The sequence below is a fragment of the Pseudomonas sp. 05N432 genome, assembly GCF_056396945.1.
The window spans coordinates 178398-195938 of record NZ_JBFTMM010000011.1 but is presented as its reverse complement, the minus strand read 5'-3'; the positions used below and the strand labels follow the sequence as shown (position 1 = coordinate 195938).

At 60.5% G+C, this 17541-nt stretch carries 15 protein-coding genes; 7 read left to right on the top strand and 8 right to left on the bottom strand.

Annotation, left to right across the window (positions count from 1 at the left end; translation table 11 throughout):
- On the bottom strand, window positions 1-270 hold a 270-nt coding region (locus AC1DHT_RS14240), incomplete at its 3' end, for a hypothetical protein (protein ID WP_442114777.1).
- Between the two features lie 163 nt (window positions 271-433).
- On the opposite strand from AC1DHT_RS14240, the gene lon reads away from it, so the two are divergent.
- The 6 genes from lon to cmoB all read left to right on the top strand — a co-directional run bounded on the left by lon (window position 434) and on the right by cmoB (window position 6672).
- A complete protein-coding gene (gene lon / locus AC1DHT_RS14235; protein WP_427547315.1) occupies window positions 434-2854 on the top strand; it encodes an endopeptidase La in 2421 nt (806 codons plus the stop codon).
- 131 nt (window positions 2855-2985) lie between these two features.
- Complete coding sequence (locus AC1DHT_RS14230) at window positions 2986-3582, top strand: hypothetical protein (RefSeq protein WP_427532934.1); 597 nt, start codon at window positions 2986-2988, stop codon at window positions 3580-3582.
- A gap of 117 nt (window positions 3583-3699) precedes the next feature.
- The gene (locus tag AC1DHT_RS14225) at window positions 3700-4092 is read left to right on the top strand and encodes a protease inhibitor I42 family protein (protein ID WP_427547312.1); all 393 of its coding nucleotides are present in this window, start codon (window positions 3700-3702) and stop codon (window positions 4090-4092) included.
- Window positions 4093-4094: 2 nt separating this feature from the next.
- On the top strand, window positions 4095-4745 hold the full coding sequence (locus AC1DHT_RS14220) for a lysoplasmalogenase (protein WP_427547310.1): 651 nt from the start codon (window positions 4095-4097) through the stop codon (window positions 4743-4745).
- A 194-nt stretch (window positions 4746-4939) separates the two neighbouring features.
- On the top strand, window positions 4940-5719 hold the full coding sequence (gene cmoA / locus AC1DHT_RS14215; RefSeq protein ID WP_442114776.1) for a carboxy-S-adenosyl-L-methionine synthase CmoA: 780 nt from the start codon (window positions 4940-4942) through the stop codon (window positions 5717-5719).
- Entirely contained in the window at window positions 5716-6672 is a 957-nt protein-coding gene (gene cmoB, locus AC1DHT_RS14210) for a tRNA 5-methoxyuridine(34)/uridine 5-oxyacetic acid(34) synthase CmoB (protein ID WP_429539373.1), read from the top strand. The genes cmoA and cmoB overlap by 4 nt, the downstream gene beginning before the upstream one ends.
- A gap of 134 nt (window positions 6673-6806) precedes the next feature.
- Here cmoB and tadA read toward each other — a convergent pair whose 3' ends face one another.
- The 7 genes from tadA to treP all read right to left on the bottom strand — a co-directional run bounded on the left by tadA (window position 6807) and on the right by treP (window position 16567).
- A complete protein-coding gene (gene tadA / locus AC1DHT_RS14205) occupies window positions 6807-7304 on the bottom strand; it encodes a tRNA adenosine(34) deaminase TadA (RefSeq protein WP_427544367.1) in 498 nt (165 codons plus the stop codon).
- Window positions 7304-8680 carry a multicopper oxidase family protein gene (locus AC1DHT_RS14200; protein WP_427544370.1) on the bottom strand — a complete coding sequence of 459 codons (1377 nt, stop codon included), beginning with the start codon at window positions 8678-8680 and terminating at the stop codon, window positions 7304-7306. The genes tadA and AC1DHT_RS14200 overlap by 1 nt, the downstream gene beginning before the upstream one ends.
- A 311-nt stretch (window positions 8681-8991) precedes the next feature.
- On the bottom strand, window positions 8992-9285 hold the full coding sequence (locus tag AC1DHT_RS14195) for a PTS sugar transporter subunit IIB (protein WP_427544373.1): 294 nt from the start codon (window positions 9283-9285) through the stop codon (window positions 8992-8994).
- A gap of 2 nt (window positions 9286-9287) precedes the next feature.
- Window positions 9288-11819, bottom strand: coding sequence for a phosphoenolpyruvate--protein phosphotransferase (gene ptsP, locus AC1DHT_RS14190; protein ID WP_427544375.1), 2532 nt, complete (start codon window positions 11817-11819; stop codon window positions 9288-9290).
- Window positions 11820-12037: 218 nt separating this feature from the next.
- Window positions 12038-13261, bottom strand: a complete 1224-nt coding sequence (locus AC1DHT_RS14185) for a maltoporin (protein WP_427544378.1) — start codon at window positions 13259-13261, stop codon at window positions 12038-12040.
- 96 nt (window positions 13262-13357) lie between these two features.
- Entirely contained in the window at window positions 13358-15007 is a 1650-nt protein-coding gene (gene treC / locus AC1DHT_RS14180; RefSeq protein WP_427544380.1) for an alpha,alpha-phosphotrehalase, read from the bottom strand.
- 117 nt (window positions 15008-15124) lie between these two features.
- The gene (treP, locus tag AC1DHT_RS14175) at window positions 15125-16567 is read right to left on the bottom strand and encodes a PTS system trehalose-specific EIIBC component (RefSeq protein ID WP_427544383.1); all 1443 of its coding nucleotides are present in this window, start codon (window positions 16565-16567) and stop codon (window positions 15125-15127) included.
- 222 nt (window positions 16568-16789) lie between these two features.
- On the opposite strand from treP, the gene treR reads away from it, so the two are divergent.
- The gene (gene treR, locus AC1DHT_RS14170) at window positions 16790-17494 is read left to right on the top strand and encodes a trehalose operon repressor (protein ID WP_427544386.1); all 705 of its coding nucleotides are present in this window, start codon (window positions 16790-16792) and stop codon (window positions 17492-17494) included.
- Window positions 17495-17541: the final 47 nt, after the last annotated feature.

Below are 17541 nucleotides of genomic sequence, written 5' to 3'. Positions count from 1 at the left end.
GGCGAGGTGCCGTACGCTTGGGGCGAGCGTTTTTTTGCTTACTTTTTTTAGGCGCTTGTAAAAAAAGTGAGTCGCCGTAAGGGCGAAACCGCCAGCCGCCGTTACCGCAGGAATGGATATGTACACCTGCGAGAGATTGGTCGGCTGTCCGGCCGCCATCGCGAGCAGGCTCGCTCCCACAATGGATTGGTGTACATCTGCGAAAGATAGGCCGGCTGTCAGGCCGCCTTCGCAGGCAAGCCAGCTCCCACAGGTTTGATTGGTGTACATCTGCGGGAGATAGTCCGGCTGTCAGGCCGCCATCGCGAGCAGGCTCGCTCCCACAATAGTTGGGCGGATACACCTTATGAAACACCCGCTAACAACCGCCCCCCATTGAAACCACCCACCACCTGCCCCATCTATCCCTCATACCCCATTGCGCAGGTGCCCCATGAGCGACCAGCAAGAATTCCCGGATAACCCGAGCGACTACGCCGACCCCGAACACGCCGAACACCCTACCTCAGCAGGCAAAGGCCTGGCCCTGCCCGGCCAGAACCTGCCGGACAAGGTCTACATCATCCCGATCCACAACCGCCCGTTCTTCCCCGCGCAAGTACTGCCGGTGATCGTCAACGAAGAACCCTGGGCCGAAACCCTCGACCTGGTCGCCAAGTCCGAACATCACTCGCTCGCGCTGTTCTTCATGGACAGCCCGCAAGAAGACCCACGGCACTTCGACACCTCCGCCCTGCCGCTTTACGGCACCCTGGTGAAGATCCATCACGCCAGCCGCGAAAACGGCAAACTGCAATTCGTCGCCCAGGGCCTGACCCGCGTACGCCTCAAGACCTGGCTAAAGCACCATCGCCCACCGTACCTGGTGGAAGTCGAATACCCGCACCAGCCAAGCGAGCCGACCGATGAGGTCAAGGCCTACGGCATGGCGCTGATCAACGCGATCAAGGAACTGCTGCCGCTCAACCCGCTGTACAGCGAAGAGCTGAAAAACTACCTCAACCGCTTCAGCCCCAACGATCCGTCGCCACTGACCGACTTCGCCGCCGCCCTGACCTCGGCCACCGGCAGCGAGCTGCAAGAAGTGCTCGACTGCGTGCCAATGCTCAAGCGCATGGAAAAAGTCCTGCCGATGCTGCGCAAGGAAGTCGAAGTCGCGCGCTTGCAGAAAGAAATCTCTGCCGAAGTGAACCGCAAGATCGGCGAACACCAGCGCGAGTTTTTCCTCAAGGAACAACTCAAGGTCATCCAGCAGGAACTGGGGCTGACCAAGGACGACCGCAGCGCCGACGTCGAGCAGTTCGAGCAGCGGCTGGTGGGCAAGGTCCTGCCGCCACAGGCACAGAAACGCATTGAAGAGGAAATGAACAAGCTGTCGATCCTCGAAACCGGCTCGCCGGAATACGCCGTCACCCGCAACTACCTGGAGTGGGCGACAGCAGTGCCGTGGGGCGTTTATGGCGAGGACAAACTCGACCTCAAACACGCGCGCAAAGTCCTCGACCAACACCACGCAGGGCTCGACGACATCAAGGACCGGATCCTCGAATTCCTTGCGGTCGGCGCCTACAAAGGTGAGATCGCCGGTTCCATCGTGTTGCTGGTCGGTCCACCGGGCGTGGGCAAGACCAGCGTCGGTAAATCCATCGCCGAGTCGCTGGGACGGCCGTTCTATCGCTTCAGCGTCGGCGGTATGCGCGACGAAGCCGAGATCAAGGGCCATCGCCGCACCTACATCGGCGCGCTGCCGGGCAAACTGGTCCAGGCGTTGAAAGACGTTGAAGTGATGAACCCGGTGATCATGCTCGACGAAATCGACAAGATGGGCCAAAGCTTCCAGGGCGACCCAGCCTCGGCGCTACTGGAAACCCTGGACCCGGAACAGAACGTCGAATTCCTCGACCATTACCTGGACCTGCGCCTGGACCTGTCGAAAGTGCTGTTCGTCTGCACCGCCAACACCCTGGACTCGATTCCAGGTCCCTTGCTCGACCGGATGGAAGTGATTCGCCTGTCGGGCTACATCACCGAAGAAAARGTYGCCATYGCCAAGCGTCACCTGTGGCCAAAACAGCTTGAGAAAGCCGGGGTGTCGAAAACCAGCCTGTCCATCAGCGACAGCGCGCTGAGAGCCCTGATCGACGGTTATGCCCGCGAAGCCGGGGTGCGCCAGTTGGAAAAACAACTGGGCAAACTGGTGCGCAAAGCGGTGGTGAAGCTGATCGACGAACCGAAAGCTGTGATCAAGATCGGCCCCAAAGACCTCGAAGCCTCACTCGGCATGCCGGTGTTCCGCAACGAACAAGTGCTGTCCGGCACCGGGGTCATCACCGGTCTGGCCTGGACCAGCATGGGCGGCGCGACCTTGCCGATCGAAGCCACGCGCATTCACACCCTCAACCGCGGCTTCAAGCTCACCGGGCAATTGGGTGACGTGATGAAGGAATCGGCCGAGATCGCCTACAGCTACGTCAGCTCGCACCTCAAGCAATTCGGTGGCGATGCGAAGTTCTTTGACGAAGCGTTCATCCACCTCCACGTGCCGGAAGGTGCAACACCGAAAGACGGCCCAAGCGCCGGCGTGACCATGGCCAGCGCCCTGCTCTCACTGGCGCGCAACCAGCCGCCGAAAAAAGGCGTGGCCATGACCGGCGAACTGACCCTGACCGGGCATGTGCTGCCGATTGGCGGGGTCCGCGAGAAAGTGATCGCGGCGCGGCGACAGAAGATCTTCGAACTGATCTTGCCGGAGTCCAATCGCGGCAGTTTTGAGGAACTGCCGGATTACTTGAAAGAGGGGATTACCGTGCACTTTGCCAAGCGCTTTGCGGATGTGGCGAAGGTGTTGTTCTGATCGACTGCTTCACCGCATTTTAGCGATAGCTCCATCAGCGCCGCTTGTCGGAACTGGTATTTCTAACAGGTGGCGCTTATCTTCGAACTTGATAAAACGGTTACTCACCCCACGTTCAATAGTGAGCAATCATGGAAAAGAAAGCCGTTGTATTGGCCCCTCCCGTTATCTTGAGTCCAACAGAGAGGGATGAGGTTGAAACGCTGGAGCTGAAAGGGACTGGCGAAGTCGGGTGCGCAATTTTCGTAAACTCGAACTTCATGAACCCGGCTCACTGGGAAAGAGTGACCAACGTGGAGCAGGATGGGAGCTGGAAATATTCCAACCCATCAGACCACTTTGAGTCCCCTAAACAAGATGCCTGGATTCGTGTAAGGCAGGAACATTGGAACGGCGAAACATCAGAGCCAAGCCCAACGGTATTCTTCACAAAATTGCTCGCGCCATCAGCCATTGCAGAACCCTCTGCTGGAGGGTCGCTTCCCAGGCTCGACCAAATCATTAAAGGGACATCTTATAGTTTCAGTAACACCGTCGAAATTGAACTGACGCTGAAGTCTTCCCCAATCATCACATATCAGCACAGCGTAACTCCCGATCTAGGCGGGTGGTGGAGTGCGACACCCAAATGGTCTCTTACGCCTGGTTCATATGAACTGAAGACCCGGCAGTTTTCTAGCGTACACACATCTCGCTGGAGTGACCCGACAGCTATAACCGTTGAGTGACGCCAACTCACGCGCACAAAAAACAGCGAGCTAACCTGAGATCAGTTCATCGGTCACACTTTGTCTCATCTTCGGTTATGCTCGCCGTTCGTCGTGAATACCGGAGCTGCTGACCTTATGTCCCCCACCCGCCTGTTTGTCCCCCTGAGCCTCGCCCTGCTGGCCGCCTGCGCCAGTCAACCAAAACAGAACGTGACGGTGGAAAAACAAAGCGAATGCCCGGTGCAACTGAACAACGGGCAACACCTGATCCTGACCCTGCCAAGCAACCCGACCACCGGTTATCGCTGGGCGATCCAGGATTCGGCTGGCGGTGTGCTGCGGGCGATCAGCCCCGAGGTTTACAGCAACCCGGAGAACACCGGGTTGGTGGGCAGTGGCGGGCAATCGACCTGGCGCTTTCAAGCCTTCGCCGCAGGCAACGGGCGTTTGCGCCTGACTTATCAACAGCCGTGGGAACCGGAAGTCGAACCTGCGCAAACTTTCGACTGCGCGATTTCGGTCAACTGAACATGGGCTGGCTGATTCTGGCGCTGATGGGCGCGGTGACGTTTCTTTACGGAGTGAGCATTCACGCCGCGTTGCTGTGCCTAGTGGTCAAACCGTTGCCGGTGCTGGCGCTGCTCGGCTGGTTGCACGACGCGCCGCCCAGCGACTATCGGCGCTGGATCAGCCTTGGCCTGATGTTTTCGGTGCTCGGCGATGTGCTGTTGGCGTGGCCGGGGGATTTGTTCGTGTTTGGCCTGGGCGCGTTTCTGGTCGCGCACCTGGTGTACTTGAAAGCCTATTTGAGTGATTGCCGACGCCTGGCGCTGGCGCCTCTGATGCTCGCGCTCGGGGTTGGCGCGCTGTTGCTGGGGATTCTGATCAGCCATGGCCTGGGGCCGTTGCTGGTTCCGGTGATCGTTTATGGCGTGGCCATCAGCGCCATGCTTTGGCGTGCCCTGGCCCGTTTGGGCAGCGACGTGCCCAAGCGTTCGGCACTGTTGGCGGCCGGTGGTGCGCTGGCGTTTGTGTTCTCCGACAGCGTGATCGGCATCAGCCGTTTTGTCGTGCCGTTCCAGGCGGCGCCCTACGTGATCATCCTCAGCTACTGGCTGGGGCAATGGGGGATTACCGCGTCGGCGTTCTCCCAACAACGCGGCAAACAACACTCCCTGTAGCAGCTGGCGAAGCCTGCGTTCGGCTGCGAAGCAGTCGTAATCCTCACACCGCGCTGCTTCAGGTGTATTGGTGTCGCCCGTATTGCGAGGGCTCCGCCCTCGAACGCAGGCTTCGCCAGCTGCTACGGAGGTCGTGTACTTCGCGAACGCGGTTTATCAGACAACCCGCGCATCCACGCGCCAAGTTGGCTAAAATGCCGGCCTTTTCCACATCCGCCGCTGGAACCGCCGTGAGCAAAGAATCCGATCGCCTTTTCGCCCAGCCTTTGGCCCAGGTGCCTGACTTCGCCTTTAACGAGGACGTGGTGCGGGTGTTCCCGGACATGATCAAGCGCTCGGTGCCGGGTTACCCGACCATTGTCGAAAACCTCGGCGTGCTCGCGGCGCAGTTCGCCCAACCGGGTAGCGTGCTCTACGATCTCGGTTCGTCGCTTGGCGCGGTGACCCAGGCCCTGCGCCGTCACGTGCGCACCGACGGTTGCCGGGTAATCGCGGTGGATAACTCGGCGGCGATGGTCGAGCGTTGCCGCGAATACCTCAACGGCCAGGACTCGATGTTCCAGGAGCTGTTGCCGGTTGACGTGATCGAAGGCGACATTCTCGCGCTGGAGTTCAAACCGGCCTCGGTGGTGGCGCTGAACTTCACCCTGCAATTCATCGCCCCGGACCAACGCCTGGCACTGCTCGGACGCATCCGCCAGTCGCTGTTGCCAGGCGGTGCATTGATCCTTTCGGAGAAGCTGCGTTTCGAAGATGCCGAAGAACACGCGCTGCTCACCGACCTGCACATCGCCTTCAAACGCGCCAACGGCTACAGCGAACTGGAAATCGCCCAGAAGCGCAGCGCCATCGAAAACGTCATGAAGCCCGACAGCCTCCAGGAACACCGCGAACGCCTGCTGGCCGCCGGGTTCTCGAAAGTCGTGCCGTGGTTCCAGTGTCTTAACTTTGCCTCGTTGATTGCCTTGCCATGATTGATCTGTCTCCCCTCGCCCGCCGTCTGGCCGGCACACCACTGGCCGATTGGGCCAACACCCTGCAAGCGCAACTCGACGCAAAAATGGAAAAAGGTCACGGCGATCTGGAGCGCTGGCAGAGTGCGCTGGACGCCCTGCCAAAGCTCCAGCCGAGTGAAGTCGACCTGCTGAACGGCCTGACCCTCGACACCGATTGCGACGATGAAACCCGCGTGCAAATGCGTACCGCATTGATGGGTTTGTCGCCTTGGCGCAAAGGCCCGTTCGACCTGTTCGGCGTGCACGTCGACACCGAATGGCGTTCGGACTGGAAGTGGTCGCGGGTCGCCCCGCACCTCGACCTCAAGGGTAAACGCATCCTCGATGTCGGCTGCGGCAACGGTTACTACATGTGGCGCATGCTCGGCGCGGGTGCCGACAGCGTGATCGGCGTCGACCCGAACTGGCTGTTTTTCTGCCAGTTCCAGGCGGTGCAGCGTTACCTGGCCGAGCCCAACGCCTGGCACCTGCCATTTCCTTTTGAAGACCTGCCACCAAATCTGGAAGGCTTCGACACCGTGTTCTCCATGGGCGTGTTCTACCACCGCCGCTCGCCGATCGAGCATTTGCTGGCGCTGAAGGATTGCCTGGTCAAGGGCGGTGAGCTGGTGCTGGAAACGCTGGTGATCGAAGGCGATGAGCAGCAAGTGCTGGTGCCGGAAGACCGCTATGCGCAGATGCGCAACGTCTGGTTCCTGCCGTCGGTGCCGGCGCTGATGCTCTGGTTGCGCCGTGCCGGATTCAGCGATGTGCGCTGTGTGGATGTCAGTGTGACCACGGTTGAAGAACAACGCGGGACCGAGTGGATGAAGTATCAGTCGCTGAGCGACTTCCTCGATCCCGAGGACCACAGCAAGACCATTGAAGGTCTGCCGGCACCGATGCGCGCGGTGATCGTCGCCAAAAAATAACGCCCAATCTCCCTGCCAATGGAGATCCCCCCTGTGGGAGCGAGCCTGCTCGCGATAGCGGACTGTCATTCAACATTGTTGTTGACTGAAAGGGCCTCATCGCGAGCAGGCTCGCTCCCACATTGGTTGGGTGTTTAGTCTGCTGGTTTGGCGCGTCGGGCTTTGAAGAACTCGCTTAGCACCGTGCCGCACTCTTCGGCCAATACCCCGCCTTCGACCAGCACCCGGTGGTTGAGAAAGCCCTGGGTGAAGAACTGCCCCTGGCTTTGCACGATCCCGGCCTTGGGCTCCAGCGCCCCATAAACCACCCGCGCAATCCGTGAATGCACGATCAAACCGGCGCACATGCTGCACGGTTCCAGCGTGACGTACAGCGTGCTGCCCGGCAGGCGATAGTTGCTCACGGCCTGCGCCGCAGCGCGGATCGCGACCATTTCGGCGTGGGCGCTGGGGTCGCTGCCGCTGATCGGGCAATTGAAGCCGCGACCGATGATTTCACCGTCCTGCACCAGCACCGCGCCCACCGGAACTTCACCGAGGGCGGCACCTTGCGCGGCCAGCGCCAGGGCCTCACGCATGAAGTCCTGATCGCGGCTACGGTCGATGATCTTCGCGGGGCGTATCTGACGCATCAAGCCACCTCGATGGCGGCCATCAGGCCGGTTTCCATATGGTCGATCACATGGCAGTGGAACATCCACACCCCCGGATTATCCGCCACCAGCGCCACCTGGGCGCGTTCGTTCTTGCCCAGCAGGTAGGTGTCGGTGAAATACGGGATGATCTTTTTGCGGTTCGAGGCAATGACCTTGAAGCTCATGCCGTGCAAGTGAACCGGGTGCTGGTACTGGGTCATGTTCTTCAATTCGAAAATGTAGCTTTTGCCCTTCGCAAGCTTGGCAATCGGGCGGTCGGCGCAGGTTTTGTCGGTGATGTCCCAGGCCTTGCCGTTGATCTGCCAGAGGCTCGGCGGCTTGCCATTATCGACGTTCACCGACACCGATCCAACCCACTCGAAATTGAAATTGAGCTTCTCGGCATTGGCCAGGTCCGGCTCGGAAATCGGGTTGGCCGGCAGCGCCGGTGGCCACTGGGTTGGTGCGTCATTGTTGACCACCGAACGCAAGGTGCCAATGCGCACCGGCCCGTTACGCAGCGACAATTCTTCACCCGCCGCCGGGGCCTTGATCGCCAGGCAAATCCGCATGCCGGGGCCCAGCCAGTATTCCTTACCCAGCGGACGTGGCTCGATCGGGTTGCCGTCGAGCGCGTAGATCTGCGCTTCGACGCCCGGAATGTTGAGGCGGTAAGTCAGGGTGTTGTCGAGATTCAACAAGCGTACCCGAGTGATCTGCCCGGCCGGCAAGTCGATCACCGGCAGCGGTACTCCATTGATGGTCGCCAGACGCCCGGCCGTGCCGCCGCGCGCCGCTTCACGCGGAATGCTGAACGGCACGAAAGCGCCTTCTTCATCGACGTGCCAGCTTTTCAGGCTAAGGGTCTTCTCGTACTTGAAACTGGTGGGCTCGCGTTCTTCGATGATCAGCGGCCCGACCAACCCGCGCCCCAGCTCTTCGCTGCTGTTCACGTGCGGGTGATACCAGTAGCTGCCAGCGTCCGGCACGCGGAATTTGTAGTCGAAATACTCGCCCGGCAGCACCGGCAATTGGGAGACGTACGGCACGCCGTCCATCTCCAGCGGCAAACGGATACCGTGCCAGTGAATGGTGGTGGGCACCGGCAGATGGTTGATGAAGCGCACCCGCAGCCATTCGCCCTGACGTACCCGCAGTTCCGTCCCCGGCGCCGACGGACCAAAGGCCCAGGCCTCGGTTTTGTGCCCCGGCACCAGCTCGACATCCAGCGGCGCGGCGATCAGTTCGTAGTCATGACCCGCGTTGGCGTCGGCCATTTTCCTCAGCCAGTAACGCGATGCACCACCCGCCCCGACGCCCACCACTGCCAGACCGGCCAGACCACCCAGTATTTGTCGACGGGTAAAGGACATGAACTCAACAACCTCACGTATCAGCGGCAGGCCTGTGCCCGCAAAAGGCGAATACGATACACCTGCGGATGAGAAACAGTAAGGGCAACGCGGTGGATGGCAGGTCTTGCTTTGGGGTTGGGTCAGGAAGCCACCCCTCACCCCAACCCTCTCCCCAGAGGGGAGAGGGGGCAGATATTTATCGTTCTTGAGGCCTGAGTTCGACTCGAAATCGCAGGTCGCCGTAAACCTTCAGAAACCCACGGTCAGTCCCCTCTCCCCTTTGGGGAGAGGGTTAGGGTGAGGGGTGGTTCTTGAGGCAAACGCCCAGCTCAAGCCACCGACAATCCCACGATCAAATGCACCACCCCACCCGCCAACGTCATCACCCCCGGCACACCCGCTGCACGCAAGGCCATCGCGTCCAGCAGCGCGGCATCTTTCAACTCCACCCGCACCCGCGTCAGTGCCAGGCGCTGTTGGGATTTGAGGTTATCCACACCGCCCAGCGCGGCCACCACATTCGCGGCCAAACCCGAGGCAGGTTGGGCAACCCGCTTCGGTTCATCCACCACCAGGTCCGGGGTCAATGCCTTCCAGAACGCCCGTTGCATTTTCTCGAACATGTTCAGTTCTCCAACACCTGTGAAGTTTCGACCATCGCCTGCTGCACACTCAACGCCTCGCGGACCTGCTCGGCGCTTTCCAGCCCGAGCACCTGATGCGCGATGGCCTGACAGTCGCTGAGTTCGACCTCGCGAATCGCCGCCTTGATCGCCGGAATCAGCGGCACGCTGACCGACAGCTCATCCACCCCCAGCCCCAGCAACAGCGGCACCGCCAAGGTCTCCGACGCCAGTGCGCCACACACCCCGACCCACTTGCCATGGGCATGGGCGGCCTTCACGGTGCTGGCGATCAAGCGCAGCACCGATGGGTGAAAACTGTCGGCCTGACTGGCCAGGCGCGGGTGATCGCGGTCCATGGCCAGGGTGTACTGAGTCAGGTCGTTGGTGCCAATGGAAAAGAAATCCACCTCGGGCGCAAACAGGTCCGCCATCAGCGCCGCTGCCGGGACTTCGATCATGATGCCCAGTTTCGGCAACTCCTCGATCCCCAGCGCCAGCGCCTCTTCTTCAAGCATCAGCCGCGCCAGACGCAGCTCCGACAGCTGGCTGACCATCGGCAACATGATATGCAGACGGGCCAGACCGGCGCTGCTCAGAATCGCCCGGAACTGCTCACGCAGCAGTTGCGGACGCTCCAGGCACAGGCGAATCCCGCGCATCCCCAGAAACGGATTGGCCTCGCTGTCCATCGGCACGTAGGCCAAGGGTTTGTCGCCGCCGACATCCAGCGTGCGCACCACCAGATTGCGCTGCGGGCCCAGTGCGCGGGCTATGGCGCTGTAGGTGCCGGCCTGTTCATCGTGACTCGGCGCCACGCTGCGCTGCTGATACAAAAACTCCGAACGCAACAGGCCGATACCTTCAGCCCCGAGGCTCACGGCCTGCTCGGTTTCGGCCAGCGAAGCCACATTGGCCGTGACTTCAAAGTGATGACCGTCGAGAGTGACGGCGGCCCGTGCAGCGTGTTCCAGCTCGTGTTGATGACGCAGGCGTTGCTGCTGGCGCTTGGCGTGCAACTGCTCGATGACCGACACCGCCGGGTCCAGGTGCAATTCGCCCTTGTCCGCATCGAGCAACACTCGGGTGCCACTGGCCAGTGACAGCACTTGCAGCGGTAAACCACACACCGCCGGCAAACCCAGGGCCCGGGCGAGAATCGCCACATGGCTGGTGGCACCTCCGCCGACGGTGGCGAAGCCCAACACTTTGCCGGTGTCCAGCGCAGCGGTCTGCGACGGTGTCAGTTGTTCGGCAATCAAGATCGCCTGATCCGGCAACTCCCAGACACCGTCCGGCACTCCGAGAATCAGCTTGAGCACACGCTGACCGACGTCCATCAGGTCCAATGCCCTCTCGGCCAGCAACGTGCTGCCCAGCGACTTGAACAACGTCGCGGTGGCTTCGGTGGCGCTGTTCCAGGCAAACGCCGCGCTCTTGCCCTCAGCGATCAGGGCATGGGCCTGTTCCAGCAGGCTCGGGTCTTCCAGCAACTCCTGATGCGCCTTGAAGATGTCCGCCTGCGCCTCGCCCGCCGCGTTGTCACGCAAGCGTTGCAGCGCCTGTGTCGCGTGCCTCAGCGAACGTTCCAGCGACTCGCGCTCCACCTGTTGATCGGCGGCAAACTCAGGCATTTCCAGAGCACGTTCCGCCACTTGCACCACGTACCCGAAAGCGGAACCCGCCGAAGCGCAGACACCACGCAGCAGCTTCGCCGACACCTCCGGCGCCTGAACCACTGGCGCTACCACCGCCACCGCAGTCACAGCCTCACCGCAACCGTCTGCCAGCAATTGGGCCAGCGTGCTGATTGCCAATTCGGCATCTTCGCCCACCGCGCTGACTTGCAACGCATCGCCATGCACCGTCTGCAACGCCATGATCGCCACCAGCGACTTGGCGTTGGCGCTGTCCTGCTGCTTGTGCAGGCAAATGCTCGAAGCAAAACCTTTCGCCGCCTGCGCAAAGACCGCTGCCGGCCGTGCGTGCAGGCCATTGGGGTTGGGCAGATGAACCGGTTTGGAGAACAGCGCTTCGCCCTCCTCCTGCGCAACAACGCTACGCGGATCGCCCAGGCTCAGGCGCAACAACGGCTGCGCACAGGCCACCAGACCGCTGTCCGGTGTCAGCAGACTGAAGGGCTCGCCGCTGACCACCAGCATCAAGGTCAACAGGCTGCGGGCATGCAGGGCGATATAGTCGGCATCGAACTCGATCAACGGCTGCCCGGCCTCGACACGCTGGCCCTGCTCGACCAAGGCGCTGAACCCTTGGCCTTTCAGGTTCACGGTGTCCAGGCCGATGTGCAGCAACACCTGCACACCGCTGTCATCGGTGATGCTGATCGCATGGCCGCTGTGTTGAAGATTGCTGACGACGCCGGCCAACGGTGCGCAAAGGACCTGCGAGGTCGGATCGATGCACAGGCCGTCGCCGATCACCCGGCTGGCGAACACCGGATCCGGTACGTGATCAAGCGGCATCAGCACCCCGGACAGCGGCGCCAGCAATTGCAAGGGTTGGGTTAGGGTCATGACTTCACCTGCGGTTTTGTTCTGTATAGATACATTGAGCAGCACTGCACCCTGTAGCAGCTGCCGAAGGCGGCGTTCGGCTGCGCAGCAGTCGTAAAATCAGGCACCTCGGTGATTCAGGCAGACCGAGGATGCAGGATTCACGACTGCTCCGCAGCCGAACGCCGGCTGCGCCAGCTGCTACGAAAGTACGTTGAGCCTGCTGCTGATTACCGTACTTATTTCCACCAGTACTCGACCTGCAATCCGACGTTCGCGCCATGCAGTGCCGTGCCGAACGCGCCGGTATCGGACAACGCCGAACCTTGCGCCAGTTCATTGGCCGCACGCTTGGCCGCCTCGTTCCAGCTGGCATAGGTGTAGTACAAACGCACCTCGGGGCGTTCCCAGAAACCCGGACCTTTGGGCGACCAGGTCGGGGCAAAAGTGAATTTGCTCAGCTTGCGCGTACCGCCCGGAGCTTCGACCTGATCGTGCCCCAGCTCAGTCACCAGTTTGAATTGATCGGTGATCGCGTACGCCGGACGAATGCCGAGGGAAATCCAGTTCTGGCCGTTACCGTCCGGGCGGATGTCCTTCTGATAGACCGCTTCGACCTGACCACCAAAACGCGGCGTCAGTTGCCAGTCGAAGAACTCCACCAGGCGGTAGCTCTTGTTGCGGTCATCCAGCCCCACATCGCCGGTGTAGCCCAACCCGGTGCCGGGGCCTTCGCCGTATTGCAACGCCAGTTTGTTCTTGCCGCCGAAAAAGTCTTTCTGCACATGTTGGGCGGTGATTGCCCAGCCTGCGTGCGCGTCGCGACGGTCGGGCTTGTCGATGTAGCTCAGGCCAAACTCCAGCTCCCCACCAGGGTTGGCATCAAAGCCTGAGACGTTGAAATCGTGTCGAGTGACGTAGTCCTTCTGGTACAGGTTGTCCTTGCGCGAAAACGCGTAGCTGTATTTCAGGTCGCCAATCTTCACGTCCTCGATACCGCCACCCGTGGCGCTCTGGTTCCAGTAGTAGAAGTCGGAAATATGGATGTCGTTTCGTTTGTAGTAGCGCCGACCGGCCCACAGCGAACCGCCATTGAGGCTCGGCAGGTTCGACCATTGCGCATACATCTGCGGCATCCGCACCGAGCCGTTGTCACCCTGGAACGTCAGGTTGCGGTCGTACTGGTTGTACAGCGAAGCCATGCCATCGACGCTGAGCACCGAGCCGTCATCGAGGGTCAGCAGGTTCTGACGCAATTCCAGCTCCGCGTACTGTTCGCACTCGTTACCCAAACGGTACTTCGACTCTGCGCCGGGCAGTTTGAAACACGATTGCGAGCCGCCATTGACCGTGCTCCCGACGCCGCTGCGCAGGTAGCCGGCGAACTCCAGAGCGTGGGCCGAGAACGGCAATACCAGGCACACGCACGATGCCGCAAGGCTGCGATTTATTGTTGTTTTCAAGAGCCACCCCATTATTTTTATTGTGCTCATCCGGCAAAACCTGCGCGCAAAAAGCCCCCGCGCAGTGCCCTGCGAGTTGTTTGAAAAGCCTGTTGTTTAGTGGTCGGTCAGGTGCAGAACGAACGACTCGTAAGGCCGCAGGAACAGCTGCTGCTTGCGCACCTCACAGCCCGGGTAGTTGCTGATCACCAAGCGTTGCACCATGCAGTCGGTGATCACCCGCTCCGGCAGCTCGACTTCGCACGCCGAGCCATAGAAGTTGTTCACCACCAACAGCCGCTCGCCTTCGCCTTCACGCAGGTACACCCAGACCTGTTTGTGCGTGGGCAAGAGCTGGCGATACACGCCGTCCTGGATCAGCGGTTCGCTGCGGCGCAAGGCAATCAGTTGGCGATAGTGGTGCAGCACCGAAGTCGCGTCGTCGAGCTGGTTGTCGACGTTGATCTGCGTGGCGTTGGCCGGCACGCCGATCCACGGCTCGGCGCTGCTGAAACCGGCATTGGGTAACGCGCTCCACTGCATGGGAGTGCGACTGTTGTCGCGGGACTTCTGCATGATCGCCGCCATGCTCGATGACTCGGACTCGCCCGCCTCGCGCTTGAGGCGATAGATGTTCAGGGTTTCGACATCCCGGTACTGCTCGATGCGCTCGAAGCCCGGGTTGGTCATGCCCAACTCTTCACCCTGATAGATGAACGGCGTGCCCTGCAAAAAGTGCAGTGCGGTGCCGAGCATCTTCGCCGAAACCACCCGGTGTTCACCGTCATCGCCAAACCGCGACACCACTCGCGGCTGATCGTGGTTACACCAGAACAGCGCATTCCAGCCGCCACCGGCCTGCATCCCGGTCTGCCAGTCGGAAAGGATGCGCTTGAGTTCAAGAAAATCGAAATCGGCGCGAATCCATTTCTGCATATTGGGGTAATCGACTTTCAGGTGATGAAAGTTGAAGGTCATCGACAGCTCTTTCGAGTCCGGTCGCGAATAGCGGATGCAGTGCTCAAGGCTGGTGGAAGACATCTCGCCGACGTTGATCAGGTCATGACCTTCGAAGACTTCGCGGTGCATTTCCTGCAAGTACTCATGCACGTTCGGGCCGTCGGTGTAGAAGCGTCGGCCGTCGGTGTGGTCTTCGGGGAAGTCCGCCGGTTTGGAGATCAGGTTGATCACATCCAGACGGAAACCGCCCACGCCTTTGTCACGCCAGAAGCGCATCAGTTTGAAGACTTCAGCACGGACCTGCGGGTTGTCCCAGTTGAGGTCGGCCTGGGTGTGGTCGAACAGGTGCAGGAAGTACTGACCGGTTTGCGCCTCGTATTCCCAGGCCGAGCCGCCGAACTTGGACTCCCAGTTGTTCGGCTGGTCGCGCCAGATGTAGAAGTCACGGTACGGGTTATCAAGACTGCTGCGCGCTTGCTGAAACCAGCTGTGCTCGATGGAGGTGTGGTTGACCACAATATCGAGCATCAGCTTGATCCCGCGCTTGCCGGCCTCGGCAATCAGCAACTCGCAGTCGGCCATGGTCCCGTAGCTCGGGTCGATGGCGTAGTAGTCGCTGATGTCGTAGCCGTTGTCGCGTTGCGGCGACCGCAGGAACGGGGTGATCCACAGGCAGTCGACCCCCAGCCATTGCAGGTAATCGAGCTTGGCCACCACCCCGAGCAAATCGCCCGTGGGGTTGCCGGCGTGGCTGTGAAAGCTTTTCGGGTAGATCTGGTAGATCACCGAACGCTGCCAGTCTTGCATGGCGCAAATCCTTCAGTAAGTTTTGTACTGGCCGTAAGGGCCTCATCGCGAGCAGGCTCGCTCCCACAATGAAATGCGAAACCCTGTGGGAGCGAGCCTGCTCGCGATAGCGATCTGTCAKGCAACGCGATACCCGGGCCGAACGATTTTCATGCTCATGCCACAGGTCAAAACAAACGGCACGACCATGGCGACAACCATCCCGACCACAAACATCGGAATGAACTGCGGGATGATCGAGATGAATCCGGGCAAGCCACCGACACCAATCGCCGAGGCCTGAACCTTGTTCAGCGACAGGAACATGCAGCCCAGCGCCGAGCCGGTCAGTGCCGCGTAGAACGGAAACTTGTAGCGCAGGTTGACGCCGAACATCGCCGGTTCAGTGATGCCGAAATAGGCGGAAATCGCCGAGGTCGAAGCCATGCTTTTGTCCCGCGCACTGCGGGTCATGTAGAACACCCCGAGTGCCGCGCTGCCCTGAGCAAGGTTGGACATGACAATCATCGGCCAGATGAACGTGCCGCCCTGAGTCGAGATCAACTGCAGGTCCACCGCAAGGAACATGTGGTGCATGCCGGTGATCACCAACGGCGCATACAGCAGACCGAAAATCGCCCCGCCAACCATCGGCGCCAGGTCGAACAAGGTCACCACGCCTTCGGTGATCAGAATCCCCAGGTGGCGGGTCACCGGACCGATCACGGCCAGCGCCAACACCCCGGTCACGACGATGGTGGTAATCGGCACCACCAGCAGTTGGATGGCATTCGGCACCCGTGCCCGCAGCCATTTTTCAATGACGCTCATGACGTAGGCGGCCATCAGGATCGGCAGGATCTGGCCCTGATAACCGACCTTCTCGATCTTGAACCAGCCAAGAATATCGAAGTACGGCAGGCTCTGGCCGTCCAGCCCGGCCACCGCCTTGCCGTAGTTCCAGGCGTTCAGCAGATCCGGGTGAACCAGCATCAGGCCGAGCACGATGCCGAGGATTTCACTGCCACCAAAACGCTTGGCCGCCGACCAGCCGACCAGCGCCGGGAGGAACACGAACGAGGTGTTGGCCATCAGATTGATCAGGCTCCAGACACCGTCCAGCGTCGGGTAGGCTTCAAGCAGGGTCTTGCCGGCAATGAACATGCCTTTGGCACCGATCAGGTTGTTCACGCCCATCAACAGGCCGGCAATGATCAGCGCCGGCAGAATCGGCATGAACACATCGGAGAACACCCGCACCAGACGCTGCATGGCGTTGGTCTTGTCGGCGCCCTTTTGTTTCACATCGGCGATGGTCGACGCGGCGAGACCGGTCTGTTGGCGTAGCGCGGCGTAGACCTTCTCGACCTCGCCGGGACCGATGACCACCTGAAACAGGCCGCCGGTGAAAAACGAGCCTTTGACCAGGTCGATCTGGTTCAGCGTCGCGCTGTCGACCCGCTGCGGGTCTTTGAGGGCCAGGCGCAGACGCGTGACGCAATGCGCGGCCTGTTCAAGGTTGTCAGCACCACCGAGGCTATGAAGCAGCTCGCTGGCGATAGTCGGGTAATCGTGGCTCATGCTTTTTCATCCACTGTGTTTTTTTGTTGTTGGCAGCATGCCGAAGCGAAAAGTACTCGTCTGTACGAGTTAATGCAACAACTCGTACAGACGAGTTTCAATTTGTTTACTCACAAGCCGACCAGTGGCCCAATTTCCCACGGGCGAGTATTTCAACGCCAAATGGACAAACCCCACCTCTGCCCTTAAGGTTCCTGCCTTGAGCACAACGCAGCCACTACCATGAGCAAATACAACCAGATCTACAGCGATCTGCTTGCCAGTATCACCACCGAACGCCTGGAACGCGGCGCGCGGTTGCCTTCCGAAACCGAATTGATGGACAGCTACCAGGCCAGTCGCGGCACCGTGCGCAAGGCTATCGAACTGCTTCAGGAACGCGGCTTCGCCCAGAAAGTCCACGGTAAAGGCACCTTCGTACTGTCGACCAACCCGATCGAATTCCAGCTCGGCGGCATCGTCAGTTTTCAGGAAACCTACCCAAGGCTCGGCAACGACGTCAGCACCGAGGTCGTGGAGTTCGAACAGATCCCCCTGCAAGGCGCCTTGCTCGAACACCTGAAAGCTGAAGAAGGCAGCCTGATCACGCGGATCAAGCGCGTGCGTCGAATCGACGGCAAGCGGGTGATCCTCGACATCAACCACTTCGTCGCCGACCTGATTCCGGGGCTGAACCGCGAGATCGCCGAGCACTCGATCTACGCCTTCATCGAGCAGACCCTGCAACTGCAAATCGCCTACGCCCAACGCACCATCGAAGCGGTGCCGCGCAGCAAGGATGACCAGCAGCACCTGGACCTCGACGGCCAGAGCCATGTGATCGTGGTCAGCAACCAGACCTTTTTGCAGGATGGCCGCCAGTTCGAATACACCGAATCGCGGCATACCCTGGACAAGTTCTACTTTTCTGATGTGGCGCGGCGCTGACCCTACACCTTCCGGAATCGTGTTTGAGCATAACTATGTAGTGCACT